We start from the raw sequence: 20,676 nt of genomic DNA, 5'->3' as shown, positions 1-20,676 counted from the left end.
TGCCCTGTGATTTTGATCACGGGGCTTTTTTGGGGGTATTTTATTGAAGGATGGGATTAAGGTCTTGGTAAAAAAGGAGTGCCTAAAATGAAATCAAAGATTTTTAAGGGTGTGATTTTGGCAAGTGCCATTGCCTTTATCAACTGCGGGGATGATTCTGCAACTTCTCCGTTATCGTCTACTGGCGATATTTCTTCATCTAGCATAGAAGCCACGGCTGAAAGTTCCAGCTCTGAAGTGGCGCCTGTCGAAAGCTCTTCTAGCGAGATTGCACCGACCTCTAGCTCCGAAATTGCGCCTGCATCGAGTTCCGACGAAGCTCCGGCTAGTTCGACAGATGCTCCGAGCAGCTCCTCTGATGTGCAGTCTAGCTCAAGCGACGTGGCCTCAAGTTCTTCCGTGGCGCAGTCGAGTTCCAGTTCCGAGAAATCTCCGGAATCTAGCTCTGCAAAGGTGGAATCCAGCTCCAGTGCCGAAGCCCCGAAGGGCATCTTCCTCGCGAGCGGCAAGGAAGAAGAAAAGGATCAGCTGAAGGTCGTTTACAAGACAAATACGGGTTGGGATAATAAGGGTATTTTAGCTTATCCGGAACAGCTTTCCAGCGATCAGAAGCACGGCGTTGTCGTGTGGGGGCCGGGCGGCGGCACGGAACCGGGCGCTTACGAAGGCATGATCCGCAGGCTCGCTTCGCACGGTTTTGTCGTGATTGCTTTGAGCGTTTCGCCGGGCGATGCAACGCAGGCTTCCAAGGCGATTGACTGGCTCGAAAACAAGAATAAGGATTCCAACGACCCGTTCTACCAGAAGCTTGAATTGACGAAGGTCGGTTGCTCTGGGCATTCGATGGGCGGCTTGGAATCGGAGCAGGCAGCCATCAAGGACAAGCGCGTGTTTACCGCATTCCTCAACAATAGCGGTGACAAGAATGGCGGCGTCATCAAGAATTTCCCGAAAGAAAAGACGGCTGCAGTGCTTTACGGCGAAGTCGGCATGGAAAAGCCGAACGCCATCAAGGATTACGAAACGGCAACGGATATCAAGTCTTGCCTGATCGAAATGACGGGCGGTCCGAAGAACAATTCCGAAGGCGGTTACGGTCATGGTTCCGGTTCATGGGACGGCATGGCGGCAACGATTGCCTGGATGCGCTGGCAGCTCGGTGGCGAAAACGAACGTCAGGCCGATTTTGTGGGTACGACCGGCAAGTATATCGATGGAAATATCATCGGTAAACAGGGCAAATGGAAAACTCAATGTAAGAATTTCTAATCATTTCCACACTCCAACAACCAAGCGTCTCGGTCATTTCGATCGAGACGTTTTTTACAGTGTCATGCCCGCGGGCTTCTCGGTTATCTATTGTATCGGCAAGCGCGAACTTTGCTGTCATGCCCGTCCCGGATCAAGTCCGGGATAAACTGGCGGGCATCTCCTTACACGTCTTGAATTACGACTGCGTTTTCTTATAGATCAAAATTTACCTTTGGATTTTTTATCCACGGGACTTTGTTCGAAACGTGAAATTTCGATGAAATTATAAGGTACTTTCTATACGGGTTATGGGAAAAATAGGAGAACAATATGAAATCTAAACTCTTAAAAACTGTGGTGTTGGCCAGTTCATTGGTCTTCCTGAATTGCGGTGACGATGCTGTCACATCTGCAATGGGTGACTACTCTAACACAATCTCGTCTAGCTCTGCTGAAGAAGTTCAGCCGGGCACGAGCTCTGATTCTCAGGGTACTGCTGGCACAGAAATTTCTAGCTCTAGTGCTGTTCAGCAGAATAACGATGCAATTCTGCCAGGTTCCAGCGCTTCTGTTGAAGCTGGCTCCAGTGCAACTGTTCCGGGTTCTAGTGCGGATGTTGGGCCGCAGGCAGGATCCAGCAGCGCAGCTGCTCCGGGCGCAGAATCTTCTGCTGATGTTGCTGCAAGCTCCAGTTCTGATGACAAGTGCTTGGCTTCTAGCTTGCCGAACGCCTGCGGTGACGCTCCGGCATCGAGCTCTGCTACCGCTCCGGCCGTAAGTTCTAGTTCTGAAAAGGCTCCCGCTGTAAGCTCCTCTAGCTCCGAAAAGAAGGTCGAATCTAGCTCGAGCGAAGCTGCAAAGCCAAAGGGTATTTTCCTTGCCGAAGGCAAGGAAGAAGAAAAGGACCTGATGAGGGTTGTCTACAAGACGAATACTGGTTGGGATGGCGCTGGCATTCTTGCCTATCCGGAACAGCTTTCCAAGGACCAGAAGCATGGTATTGTCGTATGGGGACCAGGTGGCGGTACTGCACCGAGTGCATACGAGGGCATGATTCGCAGGCTTGCGTCGCATGGCTTTGTGGTGATTGCGCTTAAGGAATCTCCGGGTAATGCATCCCAGGCGATCAATGCTCTTGACTGGATGGATCGGCAGAACAAGGACCGCAATAGCCCGCTTTACGACAAGCTTGACATGAATGTTGTCGGTTGCTCCGGGCACTCCATGGGCGGTCTCGAATCCGAACAGGCCGTTATCAAGGATAAGCGTGTGCTCACGGCGTTCCTCAACAACAGCGGTGACTGGGGTGGTGCCGGTGCAAAGAATGTTGCAACGGATCGATCGATTGCGATCCTGTTCGGTGAAGTCGGCATGGAAAAGGATAATGCCAAGAATGACTACAACAATCGCGATGTCAAGGCTCCCGCCTGCCTGATTGAAATGACGGGTGGCCCGCGTAACGGCGAAGGTGGTTATGGTCATGGTTCCGGCTCTTGGGACGGCATGGCGGCAACCGTTGCTTGGATGCGCTGGCACCTCGGTGGTGAAGACTTCCGCAAGGCGGATTTCGTAGGCAATAGTGGCAAGTATATTGATGGCAACATCATCGGTAAGCAGGGAAAATGGAAGACCCAGTGCAAGAACTTCTAATCTCTTAAACACTCCAAACACCAAGCGCCTCGATCTTCATGGTCGAGGTGTTTGTTTTATGCTTGTCATGCCTGCGGATATTCTTGTCATGCCCGCAAATATTATTGTCATGCCCGCCTCCGAGCGGGCATCTCCATATACAATTTTTTATAATTATTCACGAGAACAGTTTGCGGGCATTCACTTAACCCCTGTCCACTAAACACTGTTTGCTGTATTATGAATGCTGCTATCCTTACTAATGAGTTTCCGCCAGAAATCTATGGCGGTGCAGGTATCCACGTCAAGTTCTTGAGCCAAGAACTTTCCAAGCTCTGCCACATCGAAGCACGCTGCTTTGGTGCGCAGAATGACGATGCAGACAATATCCGAGCCATTGGTTTTAGCCAGAAGCTAGAACATAATCCGGCTGATGAACGTTTCAAGAAAATCTTGAAGCCGCTTGATATTAATTTGCAGTGGATGTCCTCGCTTAAGGATATCGATGTGATTCATTGCCATACATGGTATAGCCATTTCGGTGGCGTGGTCGCAAGTCGCCTTTTGCAGTGCCCGCTTATTTTGACAACGCACTCGCTTGAACCGCACCGTCCGTGGAAAGCGGAACAGCTCGGTGACGGCGGCTATAACATGAGCTGCTGGATTGAGCGCACTGCTTACGAAGCCGCAGACGGCGTGATTGCAGTGAGCGAGGGCATGAAGCGCGATGTGATGAAACTTTACGGCGTGCCGGAAGATCGTGTGAAGGTTATCTACAATGGTATTGATCCGGACTTTTACAAGCCGACATTCGACGAAGAAATCTTGAAGAAGTGGGGCGTGGATCCGAAGCGACCGTTCGTGCTTTTTGTTGGCCGTATCACGCGTCAGAAGGGCATCAGTCAGCTCATTCAGGCTATCCCGCAAATCGATAAGAATGCTCAGGTGGTGCTTTGCGCCGGTGCGCCGGATACGCAGGAACTTGCCGACGAATGCAAGCGTTTGATTGAAGAAGTCCAGAAAACACGCGATGGAGTCGTGTGGATTCAGGACGCTGTGCCGCATACGGAACTTCGCGTGCTCTATAGCCATGCAACTGTGTTTGCAACGCCGTCCCTTTACGAACCGTTCGGCATCATCAATCTCGAAGCCATGAGCTGCGGAACGCCTGTTGTGGGCAGCGCTGTTGGTGGCATTCCGGAAATCATCGTCGATGGCGAAACGGGTTACCTCGTGCCGCTCAAGCCGGTGTCCGAAACGATCTTTGAACCTGCTGATCCGAAGGCTTTCCAGACGGACTTTGCGAACAAGCTCAACAAGATTCTCGAGAATCCGGAACTTGCTAAGAAGATGGGCGAAGTCAGCCGCAAGCGCGCCATTGACGTGTTCAGCTGGAAGACGATTGCCAAGCAGACATTCGACTTCTATCAGGAATGCATTGAACGCTACAAGCGCGAAGGCAAACGCGTTTAATGTTGTCATGCCGGATTTATTCCGGCATCGCCAGTAAAGCGAAAAAAGGTGGCCCACAAGCCACCTTTTTTTTGCGTTATTCTAATTATTTCTATTACGCCGTCTTGTTTTTTGAGGAGCTATTCATTATATTCGTGGTGTGTTATTTGAAATAAGGTATATGGGAATGAAAACAAAGATTTTGTGCGCTTTAATCGCCGTGGCAACTAGCTTTGGCTTGTTTATGGGCTGCTCCGATAGTGACGGTAACAATGTTACCGGTTCTGATGATTCTTTGGTGACTGTACCCCCGAATACATCGTCGATAAAGGGGGAGTCATTTGATTTCAAGTATACTTCATCTTGCGGAGAGAATCCTGTTAAACTGAATCTCGCAAAATGGTCTGATGGTTCAGGCGAAGAATTTATTGATTTTTATATAAATGACGATGGAACCGCTACTACGAATATCAGGAAGGGTGTCTCGTGTGATGGAGGCTTTGTTTCGATGCTCTATGAAACAAGGAATGATACCTTGTTTGCTGAGCAAAATTATGTTCGTTTAATCAAAGAATATGATCCAATTACGAACGATTCTATTGTAGTGGGGACTGATGAGTTTATGTCTCATTGTTCTTGCCTTGTTGACCTCGAATTGCATATCCCGGCAGAATTTATTGGTACAAAGTATGTCGATTTTGAAGGCGATTGCCGCGAGATTGTTTACAAGAAGAAAAAGTAATTTGAATAATGTTTATGAAAAAAGGTGGCCTGCAAGCCACCTTTTTTTGCTGTTGAGATTTTCGAGAATTTAACTGGATCCTTCGCGGTTAATACCGCTCAGGATGACGAGTGTGCAGGCTCCGCTTCTAGTAACTAGTTACAATCTTCTCCACGATTGCGCTTGTGGTGAGGAGTTCCGGGAGTACGATTTGCTTGCTTGCATCGCCGGCGGGGTAGATCGCGTAGGCGGGCACTCCGGACTTGCCCATGCTGCGCAGGAGTGCGGTGACTTCGGGCGTTTCGCGGGTCCAGTCGGCCTTGACGCGGGCAACGTTCAAGCTGTCCATCGCGCGCTTGAAATCATCGCGGTTGAGGACGGCTGCTTCGTTTGCCTTGCAGGTGAGGCACCAGTCGGCGGTCGCGTCAATGAATACGGTACGGCCAGACTTTGCAAATTCTTCGATGAGTTCCGGCGTGTAGCGGTACCAGCCATCTTCGGTGACGAGCTGTACTGACCTTGCCTTGAAAATCGCATCGACTTCGGCTTCGAACTTTGGTGATGCAAATGCAAACCAGATGATGGCAAGGATTACAACGGCGCCTCCAACGGAGAGCACTTCGCGAAAAAACGCGACGCCCGGCGGGGCGATGTTCCCGATTGCAAAGCTCATGGCGATGCTCAAGAGCGAAATGGCGGCGAAGATGCCGACGCCGACGTTTCCGGCCTGTTCATGCACGACCCACAGGAGCCATACGACGGTACCGAGCAAAAGAACGCCCATGATTTTCTGGAGCGTGACCATCCAAGCGCCCGGCTTTGGGAAAACTTTCAGGATTTTCGGGAATGTACTCACGAGCATGTAGGGGAGCGCAAGCCCGACGCCTGCTGCTGTGAAAAACAAGAACAGCACAGGGGTCGATGCGGTAAAAGCAAAACCCATCGCCGTGCCGAGAAACGGTGCGGAGCACGGTGTGCTCAAAAGCACGAGGAGTGAGCCTGTGAAAAACGCACCCCAAAAGCCCTGCTTGCGCCCGGCTTTGTCCATCTTGGTCGTGGCACTTCCAGGAAGCCAGATTTCAAAGACTCCAAAAAAGCTCATGGCAAAAGCGCTCAGAATCACGACCATGAACGCGATGAATCCAGCGCTCTGGAATTGCATGCCCCAGCCTGCATTCCCGCCGCCGGCTTTGACGGCGGCAACAATCCCGGCGAGCGCCCAGAAGCTCGCGAGAATCCCGAGCGTTGTCGAAGTCCCGAGTACGAGCAGTCGCTTGCGGCTTTCGCCAGCCTGCTTGATCAAGCTGAAAAGCTTTAGCGAAAGCACCGGCAGCACGCACGGCATCAAGTTCAGAATTAAGCCTCCGAACAGAGCCGACAAAAGCAATATGAATGTCCCGGCAGCGCCTTCTGTCGCATTCCCTGCGGCGCTCGGCGCATTGATGACATTCCCGGTTGCGTTTCCGTTGGCGTCTGTGCTAGTGGCGCTCCCGTGCATATTCCCAGCGTCATCTCGCGAAGCTCGTTTCTTGTTAAACCCCACTGGTCCCACTCCAAATGTCACTTGCGATGGTGCAAGGCAAATGGAATTGTCGCAGGCCTGGTAATGGAATATCGCCTGTGTCGTGAGGCTGTCGTAATCGGCGTCAACATTTTCTATAGGGAGCGTAATCTGGAAATGTCCCTTGAATACAAGGTTCTCAAGGTCCAAAGCCTCGCTATATTCCTTGATGGGTTCTGGCCACTTGGGTTCTCCGAAGTGAATCCCCTGGGCTGCAATTTCGATAGACGACGGCTTCAAAAATTCATCGGCTGCGACATTTGCATTCACGTGCCAGTTGTCGGGAATGGTGATGTCAACGGTAACGCTTGAACCTTTTGTGAGTGCCCCGAGGGAATAGTGCATGCTTGCTTCCGGAGGGGGCATGTTGTTCATGTTGAATTCTTGCGCAAGGACCGACGCTGCAAACAATAGAATGCAAAATGAAGCCTTTTGCAAACGGTTGTTTGCAAAATTTCCAAATTCGATAAATTTGTTAAAAATTTTCATAAATTAATCTCGCAAAAAGAAGTAGAAAATATCGGAAATAAAACATTTATGTCATATACGGGATTCCTTTGTAACCGTCCCCCGAATTGGGTAGGGTCTGTCTGGGAAAAATATTCCTACAGAATATACAAATTGTGCCTGCAAAAGTGTGGGACTAAAGAAGATGCAGACGACTTGTTTCAGGAGGTTGCGCTTCGCTTTTGCAAAAAGGCCGGGGAGCTGAAGTACGGATCCCATCTGTTGCCATGGTTCAATACCGTGCTTTTGCATTGCCATTACAGCGAATACCGCAAAAAAGTCACTAACCGCGAAGTTCCGCTATCTTGCCTTTGCGAGCCCAAGGCCAGTTACGACGGGGATGATGATGACGATGCTTTTGCGCTACCCGATGGAAACGTAAGCGTAGATGATGTCATGACGGAGTATTCCGTTTTGCTTCAGGCACTAAATCCGATGGAGAAAATGATTGTCGAACTTTCGGTTGTCGGTGGGCTTCGTGTCTGTGATTTGAGCCAGTTGTTCGGGCTATCTAAGGGGAGCATAACCAAGCGCCGGATGGCGGCGTATCAAAAAATGCGTGAAAAAATGATGTCGCAGAAAGATCGGCTCAAGATGATAACGGGCCGGGACGCCACATTGCGGGAAATTATTGAATATGCAGGTTGAAATGTTTTTAAAATTTGTAATTTTAGAATGTGAAAGTATTAGCTAATCTTATTTGTATCCTCTCCCTTGTCACATCAGCTTTTGCTGCCGATGACTGGAACAATTTCTCAAGCCCATTCCCGATTAAGGCTATGGTCCCTTATGGCGATGGTGTGCTCTTGGCGACTAATGGGGGCATTCGCTTTAGGTCGAGTACTGTTGAGGCCTTGTACACGACGGCGCACGGTTTGGGCGACCAGTCTATAAGCGCTGTAGTGGCTGCAGGTCCGAATGTCTTTTCTGTGAGCGACAACGGCATTGTCGCAAAGATCATATCGGCGGAATCCTGGCAGGTGCTTAGCAGGTCTTATGCCGGTAGCGGTGTCCGTGTCATTCCGGGCATGGTCCGTGTGGCCGAAGATGTCATGGTGATTGCGTTTGATGACCGCCTGTCGTTCTTTAGTTTAAAATCCAATACGTCTATCCTTACGGTCGAAAGGATTGCCGATGCGAACTTGTCCATCAATCCTGTAAGCGCCATGGAAATTCAGGGGGACTCCCTGTTTGTTGCGGTCGATGGCTCGCTTTATGTCCGCAAGATGGACTGGAAAAATTTGGAATCCGATATGCAGTTGTTCAATCCGGATTCCTGGAAGGTCGTCAAGAAGGCCTCTCTCGATAAGGAACCGATCAAGTTTATAACCTGGAGTGACGGAGAACTTGTAACGTATCCGACGGAAGGCACGAGAATCTGGGATGACGATGGCGAGACTCGAGCTGTCATAGATACTTTCACGACGTTCAAGCAGACGGATAAAATGGTTACCATTCGTGGCAAGGTCTTGAAGGACTCGATCCTTTACGAGCGCGATTCCATTGTAAAGACGGTTGACAAGAAAACGGTTGTCGATCGCTATTACTTTAAGCCCAAGATTTACTGGGTGTCGCTTATCCCTTCTTCGGGTGGAGCACTCTTGGTGGGTCCGCAAAACATATTCCATTACAATGGAAAGAAATTGACAGACTTGACGGAGTATTCCAGGTTCCCGCTGAAAAGCGTCTATGAACTCCGTGCTCTTCCGGAAGGCGGCATTTTGGCGGCTTCGGATGACGGCTATTTTTCGCACTTTAACGGACGGCAATGGAGTACGCCCACAAAGGCGCTGTATGGTAACGGCAACATGACGAACGCCCGCGGTCACGATATGAAGGTTTTGTCTGTCCTCCCTGGCGGAAGGGCTTTCTACCACGTCTGGGGGCTGGGTTACGTGCTGTATTCGGATTTGGGACAGAAGCTGGATTCTGTTTTCTTGTCGACGGACGGGCATTGCATGAGTAGCTACATGGAAGATTTCCCGTATTCGATCAGCATATCGACAACTCCGGCTCCGGATGGCAAGGGCTTCTTTGCATCGGCAGCTACGACTAAGGGGTATAGCCTTGCTTATTTTGACCTCAAGGGCAATGTCTCTTGTGCAGACAATGTCGGTAGCGCTACTTTTGCAGGCCCCATGCTTACCAGTGTAGACGAAGATGGCAAGTGGAAAGTTTATGTGGGTACACGCAAGTCTCCATCGCTCGATGCTAACGGCGATTTGGACGTGTTCACGTTTACGCCGCCTAACAAGAGGGGCGGTGAAATTTCCTGGCTTGATACGACTTACAGAAAAGTTTATACGGACGCTCCGTCGACTCCATTGGATATGGTGTATGAACCGAAGACGGGCTACTACTGGATGGTCACGGGCTCTTCTCTTGTCTATTGGAACAAGGACGAAGAAAACCTCAAGACGCCGCTTTCGACAAACGGGCTTACCGGGGCTAATTTTACAAGTATCGATGTCGATAGCCGTGGCAATCTCTGGGTTGGAACTTCGAACCAGGGCGTGTACCGTTTGACTCCCCGTTCGACAAGCCCGGACACATTGTCTGTACAGCATTTTACGACCCGTCAGGGTCTCCTTAGCGACCGTGTTCAGGATGTGGCTGTTGATTCTGGGCTTGGTGCGGTCTGGTTTGCTCACGAAAATGGCGTATCGTATTACATGAGAAACGATTTGCGTGGTACAGACGGCAATATGACGGATGATGCCGGCAAGGATGTCAGGGTGTATCCCAATCCGTTCCGCCCGGATCGCCATGAATATATTGTGTTTGACAATGTTTCTGATGATGCTGTCATCAATATCTACAACAGGGGTGGCAAGCTCGTGGCTTCGTTGACTGGCGAAGAAGTTGCCGGTGGCCGTGCCGAATGGAGAGGCCGCATGAAAAACGGAAACCTGGTGGCACCTGGGGTTTACCAGTATGTCATCCGCGGTGCATCCAAGGTCCGAAAAGGAAAGCTCTTGATTGTCCACTGATTTGCAGTGAGGTGTGTGTTATGAATAAAGTTGTTGGATTTGTGGTTCTGTTTGCTGCCCTTTGGATTGGCGGTTGCGCTGGTGAACGCCAAGGGCTTGTGTGCGAAGAAATCGAATATCGCTTGAACACGTTGACTTATTCGCCGGATCAGCGAGCTTATATGGAAAACGAGCTGAATACGTGCCGTGCCGAAGAAGCCAAAAAGAAAAACGAGTCTGCCTCTAACGGAAGCATTTACGAACGTTACGCCAATACGGAAAGTGTAACGACTGGGGATTCGTCCAAGGTTGAAATCCCGGTTTCTACGTTGTTGCAGGATTCCTCCGAAGAAAAGACGACTAGCATTTACGACCGTTACAAGTCAGTCGAGGCGGACAAGTAATGCCGAGTATTGTGACTCTTGCAGGCAAGGCGTTTGAACCGGACTTGCCTAAGCGCTTGCTTTCTATCGCAGGCGAAATCCGTGAAGCGGGTGGCCGCGCCTTCTTGGTCGGCGGCTGGGTGCGCGATGCTCTCCTTGGCAAGGATTGCCGTGATTACGATGTCGAAGTTTACGACCTCACGCAAGATGAACTTGTCCCGATTTTAAAGAAGTACGGCCGCACAAATCTTGTGGGTAAGGCGTTTGGCGTGATCCATTTGGCGATGAAAGGCCTTTCGCTCGATTTCTCGTTCCCGCGTACCGAAAGCAAGGTTGGCTATGGTCATCGCGGTTTCGTAGTGCATACGGATGAAAAACTCTCGTTCAAGGAAGCGGCACTCCGTCGTGACTTTACCATCAATGCGATGGGCATGGAACTTCCGGAACTCACGCTTTGTGACCCGTACGGCGGCATTGATGACTTGAAGAAAGGCCTGTTGCGCCATGTGGGCCCTGCCTTTGTCGAAGATTCGCTGCGCATTTTGCGTGGCGTGCAGTTTGCAAGCCGTTTTGCGCTTAGACTTGCGCCCGAGACGATTGAACTTTGCCAGACGCTTTCGCTCGAAGACCTTTCTATCGAACGTTTGTTCGAAGAATTCAAGAAGTGGCTCTTGAAGCCGGGCAAGCCATCGCTTGGTTTGCGTGCTTTCTTGGATATCAAGCTGAATGAATTTTTCCCGGAAGTTTCGCCACTGCGTGGCTCCTGGGAAGACCTAGGCGAAATGCTCGACAACATGGAGAGCTTGCGCAGGAACTTTGCGAATGCTGAAGCTGTTGGTGACGCCAAGTGCGCACCGCTTTCGGACGATCTGGTAATGGAATTTGCGTTTGCCGCGTTCCTCAGCGGGAGTCCCGAAACCTCTCTTAAGTTCCTCGAACGTATCACGAATGAATCGCACTTGGTGAAGAATGTCCCATTGCTTTTGAATGCTTATAGCGAGCTCGATTTTGCAATTGTAAGTGATGCGCCGGCGCTTCGCCGCATGGCGGTGAAGCTGGGTGGCTTAAAGCTGTTGTGCCTGCTTGTGAAGGCCACCCCGCGTAAATATTACGCCGCCGCCGGCGCCCCGGAATTCCCGGAACAGCTTTGGCAAGCTGCTGCAGATCTCGATTTGCTCAATGCAGCTCCGCAGCCATTCCTCATGGGCAAAATGCTTATGGATTTGGGATTCAAGCCGGGCAAGCAGATGGGCGAAACTATCAAGCAAAGCTTTGAGCTCCAGCTCGACGGTAAAATCAAGAACGCCGAAGAAGCCATTGCGTGGGTTCGCCGCTTGTCATCCTGACGCCAACGAATCTCGTCATCCTGAGGGGCATCGCCCCGAAGGATCCAGTTATTTCCATCTAAACATTCCCGAGATTCCTGCGGGGACGCAGAACACAATCATCGGGATCTGGATAAGCTCTACAGGCAAGAACGCGAGCATGCGGCGCTTGGACTTGAGCTTCCAAGAGGCGATGCTTAAGAATACAAAGTCCACGACAATCTTGGGCAGAATGCTGAACACGCACCATTGCCACGGAAAGTCGAGGAATATAGCGCACCATGGACTCACGAACATCCAGATGTAGTACGTGTAAATGAGCGTGAGCAAAAGGATGTACGATTTGCTTTCGTAGTTTGTGCCGTTGCTGCTCCAGCGGGCGCGCTGGTTGAAGAGCTGCTTCCACGTGTGCACCGGGGCGGTCTCGATCACTGCATCCTTGTCGAGATTGTAGCAGACCTTCGTTCCCGGGATTTTCATCATCTTGTGGATGAGCATGTCGTCGTCGCCGCTCGAGAGGTTGATGAGATCTCCGAATCCGCCGACTTTAAAGAACAAGTCCTTCTTGTACGCGAGGCAAGCCGCACTGGCGACAATCGGGCGTCCAAGGCTAAAACCTGCCGCTTCCATCGCGGTGTAACCGAGCGTTTCGAGTTTCTGGTAGAGGTGCGGCATCGAACGTGTGCCGTTGTTCTGTTTTGGCCCTTGTACAATGCAGATGCCATCGACAAATCGCCCGGCCATGGCGGTAATCCAGCTCTTGCGCGGGATGCAGTCGGCGTCCATCGTCAGGAGCACTTCGTTTTTCGCAATTTTGAAGGCGCTTTCGAGCGCACGCTTCTTGGGGCTTGCAATTTGCGGTAAATCCTGTGGGAGGCTCAAAACACGGAAACGCGGGTGCGTGGCGGCGAACTTTTCTAGAATCTCGCGCGTGCGGTCGGTAGAACGGTCATCGACGCAAATCACTTCCCATTCGCCAACGTAGTCCTGGGCGGCGACCGCTTCGAGTGTGCGTTCGGCAAATTCCTCTTCATTTCGCATCGGGATCACGACCGAAACACTCGGGGTTGCTTTGGGGCCTTTATAGCGATGCGTCTTTAACAGTCCTACTATGAAGAATAGGAACAGTAGCGCATAGAGCGCAGTCAGGCATGCGAGAATAATGCCACCCATGTGGGGAAATATAGGAAATTACTAAATTACGGGTATGCTCCATCCATCCGCTTTTGTTCATCCGAATGCCAACGTCCACGAGTCTGCCGTTATCGGCCCCTGGTGCGTTGTCGATGAAAATGCGGAAATTGGCGAAAATGTGGTGCTTGAATCGCGCGTACGCGTTTACGGCGGTGTGACCATCAAATCAAATACGCACGTTTACGATGGGGCTATCCTCGGTGCGCCTCCGCAAGACCTCAAGTACGCAGGGGAGCCGACTCGCCTTGAAATTGGCGAAAATTGCATCATTCGTGAATACACGACGCTCAATCGCGGCACAGTTCAGGGCGGTGGTTGCACTTGCATTGCGCCACACGTACTTATCATGGCTTACGCCCATGTGGGGCACGACTGCCAAATCGGCGAAGGGGCGGTCATCGCGAACGGATGCCAGCTCGGCGGCCACGTGCGCATCGGCAAGTTTGCGACCCTCGGCGGCACCACTGCTGTGCAGCAGAGGAACCAGGTGGGCGCCTACGCTTTCGTGGGCGGTACGCTCAAGGTCGATTACGACGTTCCACCTTGCAGCCGTGCCTTCGGGAATCCGCTCCGCTTTGCTTCCCTCAACCTCCATGCGCTCCGCTTGCATGCTGATGAATTCCCACCTGAACGTATCGCATTTTTTGAACGTGCTTTCCGCGAACTTTACCGCGGCAAACGCCCGGCTGCCGAAGTCATCGAGGAACTGAAAAAAGGCCCGGAACCTCTGTTCCAAGCCTTCTTTGATGATCACTGGGGCGGTTCTCTCGTTCGCCCGTGATCATTCGCGCTTTTGCGCATGTTTTTAAGATTCTAGAAAATGAGTGCCTGCGGGAATCCCGTGTGCCACTTTTCGGAACCTGGGTCGTAAGCGTCAAATCCGCCTGTGTAGCCAAATCCCCAGTAGTGGAACGACATATCGTTCAGGATGGCGGCCTTTGCAGCTGCTTTTGCCCATTCTGCCTTGCCGGCTTCACTCGGACCTGTTCCGCCTTGCCAGTCGCAGGGGCTTACGTCACCACCTGCAATGCCAAATTCGCCCATGTTCATAGGAACGTGGTGGACTCCGTCAATGTCCGGATAGAGCGTTAGAGCCGTCTTGGCGTAGCTAGCGAGGTCACGTGATGCGGAGATGTCCTTCGCGTTATCGCCAACGCAGTTGTAACCGTGTCCCTGATGGCTATACTGGTAGGGTTCGTAGTAGTGACCACTATATATGATGTTTCCGTCTTTTGGTAAATGCAGTATGGAAAGGTCTGCAAATTTTGCCGCATGGTAAGATTCGAACATAATCGTCTTGCCCGGAGCGTATGTGCGGATGACACTGTAGGCGTCATTCATCAGCTTGTCCACGACGTCCTCATAAGGAATCGTTGGTTCGTTCAGGATTTCGAGTACCACCTGGTTGTCCTGAAATTCGCCCATGGCTGCTGCCACTTGTGCCCACATGCCGAGGAAGTGTGTCTTTTCGGCTTGGAACTTTGCGGCGTCATATTGGCATTTGGTGCCGTCGCTTTCGTTTCCGCCACCACCGGCGCAATTCAATTGGGTATAGTGATGGAAGTTCACGACTACGGCAAGGCCGTTCGCGATGGCGAGTCGGATATCTTCCAAAACACCTGCAAGGCGTTGCGGGTCGACCGTGTGGCTTGTGTAGTCAGAGCCGTTCTGCCAGCGGACCGGAATTCGCACGGAATTAAAGCCTGCTGCTTTGATAATGGCGAAATCTGTATCGCGGATGGGGTTACTCCAGGCGCCATCATCGTAACCGTCGGATTCCCAGGAGTTGCCCAGATTGATGCCTCGTCCGAGAATGGCGTTCATCGTTCTACCCAGGGTGTAGTCCACAGGGACTGCTGCGTTTTGGCTTGCGTCTTTGCTTGGGTCGTATTCTGGTGGTGCATCCGTGGTACCGCATGCCCAGAATGTGCAGCCGATAGCCATTGCAGAAAGAAGTTTTTTAAACATGGTTACCCCCAAAAATTGGTGTCATCCTCAAAGTATTGTTCTCAAAATCTATATAAATAAAAAATCTAAAAAATAAAAACAAGCTTATCTTATGTTTACGCTTGAGTCCATTGTGACGGGTGTCAAAAATTTTAGTTTGTAAACATTCTGAAACGTTACGTGCGTAAAAATTTCCGTTTACGCTTGAGTCCAGCGTTTATGTGGCTTAACAAGCGGTATTCCGTTGATACATCTAGCTTTGCAAAGCCTTTTTTGCAAAATACCGGATCGAAAATTCCCAAAAACAAGCTATATTGTAGATGATCCGAATTTGGAGAATTGTACCTATTATGAATGGAAACTTTAAAAAAGCCATTTGGAAGTCCGCTCTAGCGGCGATGCTTCTTGCTTCATCTTCTTTCGCTGGCTACGGTTTTAGCGATTATCGCGACCGCGACCAGTCCCACTTTGTCATGAAGGATCCTAAGCCGTTCCGTCCTGATAAGGAAGTTGTCACCGTTGTCATGCGCGAAGCAATTCCGCGTGGTGGTGGCTATACCTACCAGTATCCGCGTGAAAACCCCGAACCGGTACTCACGGATAAGTACGCTATGGAAGGTGCACTCTCCATGGAAATCGAACTTATCGCGAGCGACTATTCCGGTGTCGCTATTTGTATTGCGGGTTCCGTGGATTTGACGCCTTACCTCGAAGAAGGTGTTCTCGAATTTTGGCTTAAAGGTGCCCAGGGTGGTGAAAACGCATTGTTCGTGCTCGTCGATGACGGCGTGAAGAGCAACGGCGAATCCCTCCAGGTGAAGCTCCGCTCCAAGAGCCTTGGTGAAATTACGACTGAATGGAAGCACTTCAGCATTCCTCTGAAGCTCTTCGGCAATACCGGTGTTTACTGGGATGCCAAGAACACGCGCGAAGTGATGCTCCCGTTCGCATGGTCCAACTTCAAGGGTTTCCGTCTCGAAGTCCGCAAGGATGAAAACGAATCCTTCAAGGTTTGGATTGACGATATTGTGATTAAGAAGCATGGCAAGCCGTACGAAGGCCCGGCTCATTATCCGTTCCGTAACGAGATTTAAGAGGATTTTATGCGCAAAACAGTTTCTTCCCTTTTACTAGCGTCTAGCCTCGGTGCTGCGTGGGCTCTTCCTCCGCAGTTGCAGCTTGATTCCCTTCACGCTTCGTTGGATACTCTTTCCGGCAACATGGAATCCACGCTCCTCGGCAAGGACGATCTGCCACTGGCAGTCTCCGGTTACATGGCTTTCCGTTTGAAGAATTTCCACTATTCTGAACAGAGCCCCTGGGTTCGCGATGACCAGGCCCGCACAAGCGTTGACGCTCTCTTGAACGTGAACGTTGTCGCCATGCCGAACTCCTACATTACGTTGTTCACGAACCTCATGTTCCCGTTTGACATGAGCGGTCTCTTTACGAACAGCTATGCAAAGAACCCGACTCAGATTCCGAACAATCACGATGAACGCGTCTTGTTCGACCACTCTACCGACTATTATTCTTCGACTATCAACGAAGAAATGAATGCCGGTGTCGATATCCGTGCCGGTGTGTTCGGCGCCTACATCACCGCAGGTGGTGTTATCTGGGCAAACGCTTCCCCGCTTACCATGTGGGAACGTGAAACGAACCCGCGTTTCGTTTGGCAGTATGAACTTTTCGAAGACGAAAAGACCGTTTCTACCTATTATAAGGAAAAGGCTTTCAAGCCGGTCAAGGAAGGTGGTCGTGCATTCTGGACGAATCGCTCCTTTGGTGGTGTTTTTGCTAACATCTATCAGCTCCCGTATGATTTGAAGGCTCAGTTCCTCGTTTCTCAGCCGGTCGATGCTGACATGGCTACCCGTGACGGTCTCCGCATGTACGGTGGTCAGCCGGGCGAACTCGAAATGATGGGTGGTTACGACTTCCGCGGTACAGTCCTCCATGGCCGTATCGCCAAGGAAAAGATCGCTGACAACCTTACTCTCGGTGTGAACTACATGGGCATCACTTATGACGAAGGTGCCATTTATGAAGGCGAATTCCGTGGTCAGTGGACTGATCTCGGACTGAATCCGACACTCCTCAATACCCATATAGCATCTATCGATGTCAAGGGTAACATCACTCCGAAGCTCTTCTTGATGGCTGATCTTGGCTTGAGCTTTACCGATTCCACGATTTTCTACCAGTCCGAAACGGCTGATAACTTCGTCGCAGGTGATGCTTCCAAGGGCTACATCAGCGATGCTCACAGGTCCAGTATGGCATCCCCGAAGCTTGGTCTTTATATCAAGGCCCAGAGCAAGTATGTTGAAGGCTGGCCGATGACTGCCGAAATCGTGTTCTTCCAGCCGGGCTTCTACTCTCCGTATTCTCTTTCCAACCCGTCCCGTTTCCCGGGCTGGCGCAAGGATGAATTCTACCTCAACGCCGGTGCTCTCCGCTATTCCCCGAACATGGCCGGTATCAACTTCAAGTTGGAACCGAGCTTCAACCGCGGTTACTTTGACTTCCAGTATGCTCAGCATCGTCAGATCGACGCTGGTCAGGATGTGGTTGCATTCAACTACCGCTTGAACGGCCGCAACATGTGGGAAAGCACCAATTCCTGGACCAAGCACAAGCCACTCTTCGTGGCTGACTCCGGTAACACCAGAGGTGCTTCTTATATTTCCCGTGTCGGTGTCCAGAGAGATGCTGGCGAAGGTGTCAAGATGACTCGCCAGCGCGGTGGTCTCTATGGTGGTACCTGGGAAATGTGGGAATCCTTTGCTGCATTCGAAAATGGCAAGCAGGTTATTGAACAGAAGGTTCCGATGCATGCCAAGTGGTCTACTTACCTCTCCTTCATGGGTGGTTACGATATCGGTCACTGGTTCGGTACCGACCGCAACATCATGATGACTGGCTTCGTTGCCCTTTCTGGTGTTTCTACTTCCTTTGCTCCGATTGCCGTCTCCGAAAAGCAGTCCGGCATGCTCATGACGAGCTTCTTCGGCCAGTTTGAACCGACCGTCGCCGTGACTCCGACCTTCCACATGGTGGGTATCCTCGGCCTTGAAACCTTCAGGTCTGACAAGGCTTACATGATTACTGCACTCAAGAATGTCGCTAAGCCGACCGGTGCTGCAAACTACTATTACGAAGTGGACCCGAATATGTATGAAAAGGCTCCGATCAACTACAAGGACTTCGCAATTGGCCTTGGCTTTGACTGGGACTTCTCTGATCGCGTAGGTCTCCATTTCCGCTACAAGTTCATGACGCACTCTGATGAAACCGTTCCTGACAATGATTGGCATTCCCATTACATTGCTGCCGAAACCAAGGCATGGTTCTAAGGGAGGATGCTAAAGATGAATATGAAAATGAAAAATATTTTAATCGCCCTTCTTACTGCATCGGTTGCCGCATCGGCTTCTGCTGTTGCTGATAATCAAAAGGCCCTGCAGGCCAAGGCTGATAGCGCCAATGCAAAGCGCGGTGTTGAAATTGGCGGTAGCATTCGTGCTGTTGCCCAGCGTTCTAGCTTCTCGACTGATCAAGACAAGACTGGTATCAACTCGATGCCGGATGTGGAACGCAATGAATTTGTCACTGCTGACTTGAACTTTGGCTTCCGTCCGTACGAAAGTGTCCGTGCCAACGTCTTGATGCGCCTTGGCGGCGGTATGCAGGAATACTTCGCTGCTGCTTCCAAGACTATCGAAGCCAAGTGGCTCAATGTCGAAGGCAATGTCGGCAAGAACTTCTACTGGGTTGTCGGTGATTTCCGTTCTGCGATTTCTCCGCTCTCCATTTACAGACCCGGTATCGACATCATGTACGAACCGACGATTTTCGCCCGTAAGCGCCACATGGCCGAAAAGGAACAGCTCCTCGAAGGCAACCAGCGCAACCTCCAGGGTGTGAATCTCCAGTTCCGTCAGGAAATCGATCCGATGATTGGCGAAGTCCGTGCCGAAGCTATCTTTGCACGCCTGAACCGTGTCTCGGTCCTCGACTTTAGCGGTGCCGAAGGCAATATCCTTCCGAATGACTCCATTGCAGGTACTTCACTTTCTTCCGCAACGGACAAGTGGGTTATCGGTGGTAACTTCGAACTCCTTCCGATGCAGAAGAATGTGTTCGTCGGTGTGACCCCGATGTACGTCTTTGACAACGAAAATTCGAAGTCTTACACCTACCGTCACCCGGATCCGAAATCTTTCAACCCGGATGACCCTGAAGGAACGGGTGCCTATGAGCTTCAGGATATCAACCCGTTCGTTTCCTTCCCGCAGAAGACTTTCGTCTTGAGCATCCGCGCTGGCGTCGATGCCGGTGCTCTCATCAAGGTTCCGGGCTTGAGCCTCGACCTTGTGGCTGAATACGCTTTGTCTTCGAACAAGGTTCCGAGCTATGCAGAAGACCCGGCTACAGGTGATGCTATTGAAGGCCCGGAAGAAAGCGTGAGCGGTTCTGCCTTGCTCGTCAACTTGAATGCTGGCTACAAGGTTGAAAACTCCTGGAGCGCAGGCCTTTCCTTGGACTTCATCCGCAACGACGAAAAGTGGTTTAACAACCTCGCTCAGTCTCCGAGCTTCTTTGCTCAGCGCATCTTGAATTCCGATAAGGATGGCAACACGGTCAAGTATGGCGTGAACTCTCCGCTCTACTCCACTTTCGATGCTCTCTATAACTACTCTCCGAAGTTCACTCCGGTTGCCCGTTCTCTCGGTACGGATGACAACGCTTTCATTGAAGGTCAGAGCAATAGCTACAACATTGCTCCGTATAACAAGAACTCTTGGGGTAACAATGTCTACTCTGCCGAACAGCTTGCTCTCATCAACATGATGGCTGACCCGGCTCTCCAGCTTGCTTTGCCGAACGGTCTTGCAACTGCAAACCGCATGGGTGTCCGCGCTCTTATCAAGGGCGACTGGCAAGAAAAGGTCGAAGCCCAGGCTCTCGTGACCATCATGAACCAGGTGAAGAGCGAATTCGAAGCTGTTGACAAGGTTTCCTACATGGAATTTGGCGGTGGTGCAAAGGTTGATATCGCAAAGATTGCTGGCCTCAGCAAGTCTGCTGAACTTGCAGGTTCCTTCAAGCATTCTGAAAGCAAGACGACTCTTGTTGCTGGCTCTGCTATGGCAACGGAACTTGGCGTTTCCGAAGGCAAGGTTTCTAGCGACTTCATCAACGTTGGCGCCTCCTTCCAGTTCTTGCCGCGTCTCGGTGTTACGGCTGGCTTCCAGATGATCAATACCGATTACGGCGTGTTTGCAAATCCGTATGGTGAATTTGTTGGTGTGGATGTTCCTCTTATGAAGAGCAAGCAGATGCATGTGATGGGCGGCTTCGATTACTCTGTTGCTCAGAATGCATGGCTTTCCTTGAATATTGGCCTCATTACCGTTCAGAATGATTACAATACCTCCTCGCTGGCTGATGCTTATGATGCTGCTTATCCTGCTGAACTTGAAAAATCTTTGAAATCCGCCAAGAACCAGAAGAGTAAAACTGGTGATGTCGAGCTCGATGCAAACGAAGTTGCTACGGTGACTAAGAATGTCAAGAAGAAGCTCTATAGGGAAAAGATTAAACAGCAGTACAGGGTAGCAAATATGCCTGATTACTATAACATTGAAGATTTGGGAGCGCCGAAAACATATACGCATAAGTTCTCCCAGATGATTTTTGAAGCTTCCATTAATGTGGAATTTTAATGGGA

15 protein-coding genes are annotated in these 20,676 nt (G+C 50.8%); 12 read left to right on the top strand and 3 right to left on the bottom strand.

Features of this window, described 5'->3' with window-relative positions; all coding sequences use genetic code 11:
* The first annotated feature begins 87 nt into the window (after positions 1 to 87).
* From B7991_RS11660 to B7991_RS11645, 4 genes are all read left to right on the top strand, one after another.
* Positions 88 to 1,269 carry an esterase gene (locus B7991_RS11660; RefSeq protein ID WP_088630980.1) on the top strand — a complete coding sequence of 394 codons (1,182 nt, stop codon included), beginning with the start codon at positions 88 to 90 and terminating at the stop codon, positions 1,267 to 1,269.
* A 312-nt stretch (positions 1,270 to 1,581) separates the two neighbouring features.
* Positions 1,582 to 2,901, top strand: a complete 1,320-nt coding sequence (locus B7991_RS11655) for an esterase (RefSeq protein ID WP_088630979.1) — start codon at positions 1,582 to 1,584, stop codon at positions 2,899 to 2,901.
* A 219-nt stretch (positions 2,902 to 3,120) separates the two neighbouring features.
* Positions 3,121 to 4,353 (top strand): glycogen synthase, encoded by a 1,233-nt coding sequence (glgA, locus tag B7991_RS11650; protein ID WP_088630978.1) that lies wholly within the window; start codon positions 3,121 to 3,123, stop codon positions 4,351 to 4,353.
* 166 nt (positions 4,354 to 4,519) lie between these two features.
* Positions 4,520 to 5,074 (top strand): hypothetical protein, encoded by a 555-nt coding sequence (locus B7991_RS11645; RefSeq protein ID WP_217898061.1) that lies wholly within the window; start codon positions 4,520 to 4,522, stop codon positions 5,072 to 5,074.
* A 127-nt stretch (positions 5,075 to 5,201) separates the two neighbouring features.
* Here B7991_RS11645 and B7991_RS11640 read toward each other — a convergent pair whose 3' ends face one another.
* Positions 5,202 to 7,103, bottom strand: a complete 1,902-nt coding sequence (locus B7991_RS11640) for a thioredoxin family protein (protein ID WP_254917956.1) — start codon at positions 7,101 to 7,103, stop codon at positions 5,202 to 5,204.
* Between the two features lie 48 nt (positions 7,104 to 7,151).
* Between B7991_RS11640 and B7991_RS11635 the strand changes: the two genes are divergently transcribed.
* From B7991_RS11635 to B7991_RS11620, 4 genes are read left to right on the top strand one after another with little or no spacing between them, the layout of a single operon-like run.
* A complete protein-coding gene (locus B7991_RS11635; RefSeq protein ID WP_254917962.1) occupies positions 7,152 to 7,769 on the top strand; it encodes an RNA polymerase sigma factor in 618 nt (205 codons plus the stop codon).
* A 29-nt stretch (positions 7,770 to 7,798) separates the two neighbouring features.
* Complete coding sequence (locus tag B7991_RS11630; RefSeq protein ID WP_088630975.1) at positions 7,799 to 10,111, top strand: two-component regulator propeller domain-containing protein; 2,313 nt, start codon at positions 7,799 to 7,801, stop codon at positions 10,109 to 10,111.
* A gap of 20 nt (positions 10,112 to 10,131) precedes the next feature.
* Positions 10,132 to 10,494 carry a hypothetical protein gene (locus B7991_RS11625; protein ID WP_088630974.1) on the top strand — a complete coding sequence of 121 codons (363 nt, stop codon included), beginning with the start codon at positions 10,132 to 10,134 and terminating at the stop codon, positions 10,492 to 10,494.
* Entirely contained in the window at positions 10,494 to 11,819 is a 1,326-nt protein-coding gene (locus tag B7991_RS11620; RefSeq protein ID WP_088630973.1) for a CCA tRNA nucleotidyltransferase, read from the top strand. Before B7991_RS11625 ends, B7991_RS11620 begins: the two co-directional genes overlap by 1 nt.
* Positions 11,820 to 11,867: 48 nt before the next feature.
* Here the strand turns inward: B7991_RS11620 and B7991_RS11615 are convergent, their stop codons facing one another.
* Positions 11,868 to 12,971, bottom strand: a complete 1,104-nt coding sequence (locus B7991_RS11615; RefSeq protein ID WP_088630972.1) for a glycosyltransferase — start codon at positions 12,969 to 12,971, stop codon at positions 11,868 to 11,870.
* A gap of 34 nt (positions 12,972 to 13,005) precedes the next feature.
* On the opposite strand from B7991_RS11615, the gene lpxA reads away from it, so the two are divergent.
* Complete coding sequence (gene lpxA / locus B7991_RS11610; protein WP_088630971.1) at positions 13,006 to 13,773, top strand: acyl-ACP--UDP-N-acetylglucosamine O-acyltransferase; 768 nt, start codon at positions 13,006 to 13,008, stop codon at positions 13,771 to 13,773.
* A 32-nt stretch (positions 13,774 to 13,805) separates the two neighbouring features.
* On the opposite strand, the gene B7991_RS11605 is transcribed toward lpxA, so the two are convergent.
* Positions 13,806 to 14,960 carry a glycoside hydrolase family 5 protein gene (locus B7991_RS11605; RefSeq protein ID WP_088630970.1) on the bottom strand — a complete coding sequence of 385 codons (1,155 nt, stop codon included), beginning with the start codon at positions 14,958 to 14,960 and terminating at the stop codon, positions 13,806 to 13,808.
* A gap of 329 nt (positions 14,961 to 15,289) precedes the next feature.
* Here B7991_RS11605 and B7991_RS11600 point away from each other — a divergent pair, with 329 nt between their 5' ends.
* The 3 genes from B7991_RS11600 to B7991_RS11590 are packed head-to-tail and all read left to right on the top strand — an operon-like array spanning position 15,290 to position 20,671.
* Positions 15,290 to 16,033 (top strand): carbohydrate binding domain-containing protein, encoded by a 744-nt coding sequence (locus tag B7991_RS11600; protein ID WP_235002985.1) that lies wholly within the window; start codon positions 15,290 to 15,292, stop codon positions 16,031 to 16,033.
* A 9-nt stretch (positions 16,034 to 16,042) separates the two neighbouring features.
* A complete protein-coding gene (locus B7991_RS11595; protein WP_088630968.1) occupies positions 16,043 to 18,298 on the top strand; it encodes a hypothetical protein in 2,256 nt (751 codons plus the stop codon).
* Between the two features lie 27 nt (positions 18,299 to 18,325).
* Entirely contained in the window at positions 18,326 to 20,671 is a 2,346-nt protein-coding gene (locus B7991_RS11590) for a hypothetical protein (protein ID WP_254917955.1), read from the top strand.
* The last annotated feature ends 5 nt before the right edge of the window (positions 20,672 to 20,676 follow it).

The organism is Fibrobacter sp. UWB3 (assembly GCF_002210405.1).
In the GTDB taxonomy this organism is placed as follows: Bacteria; Fibrobacterota; Fibrobacteria; order Fibrobacterales; family Fibrobacteraceae; genus Fibrobacter.
Note: the sequence above shows the minus strand (reverse complement) of the source record. Positions and strands in the feature narration are given on the sequence as shown.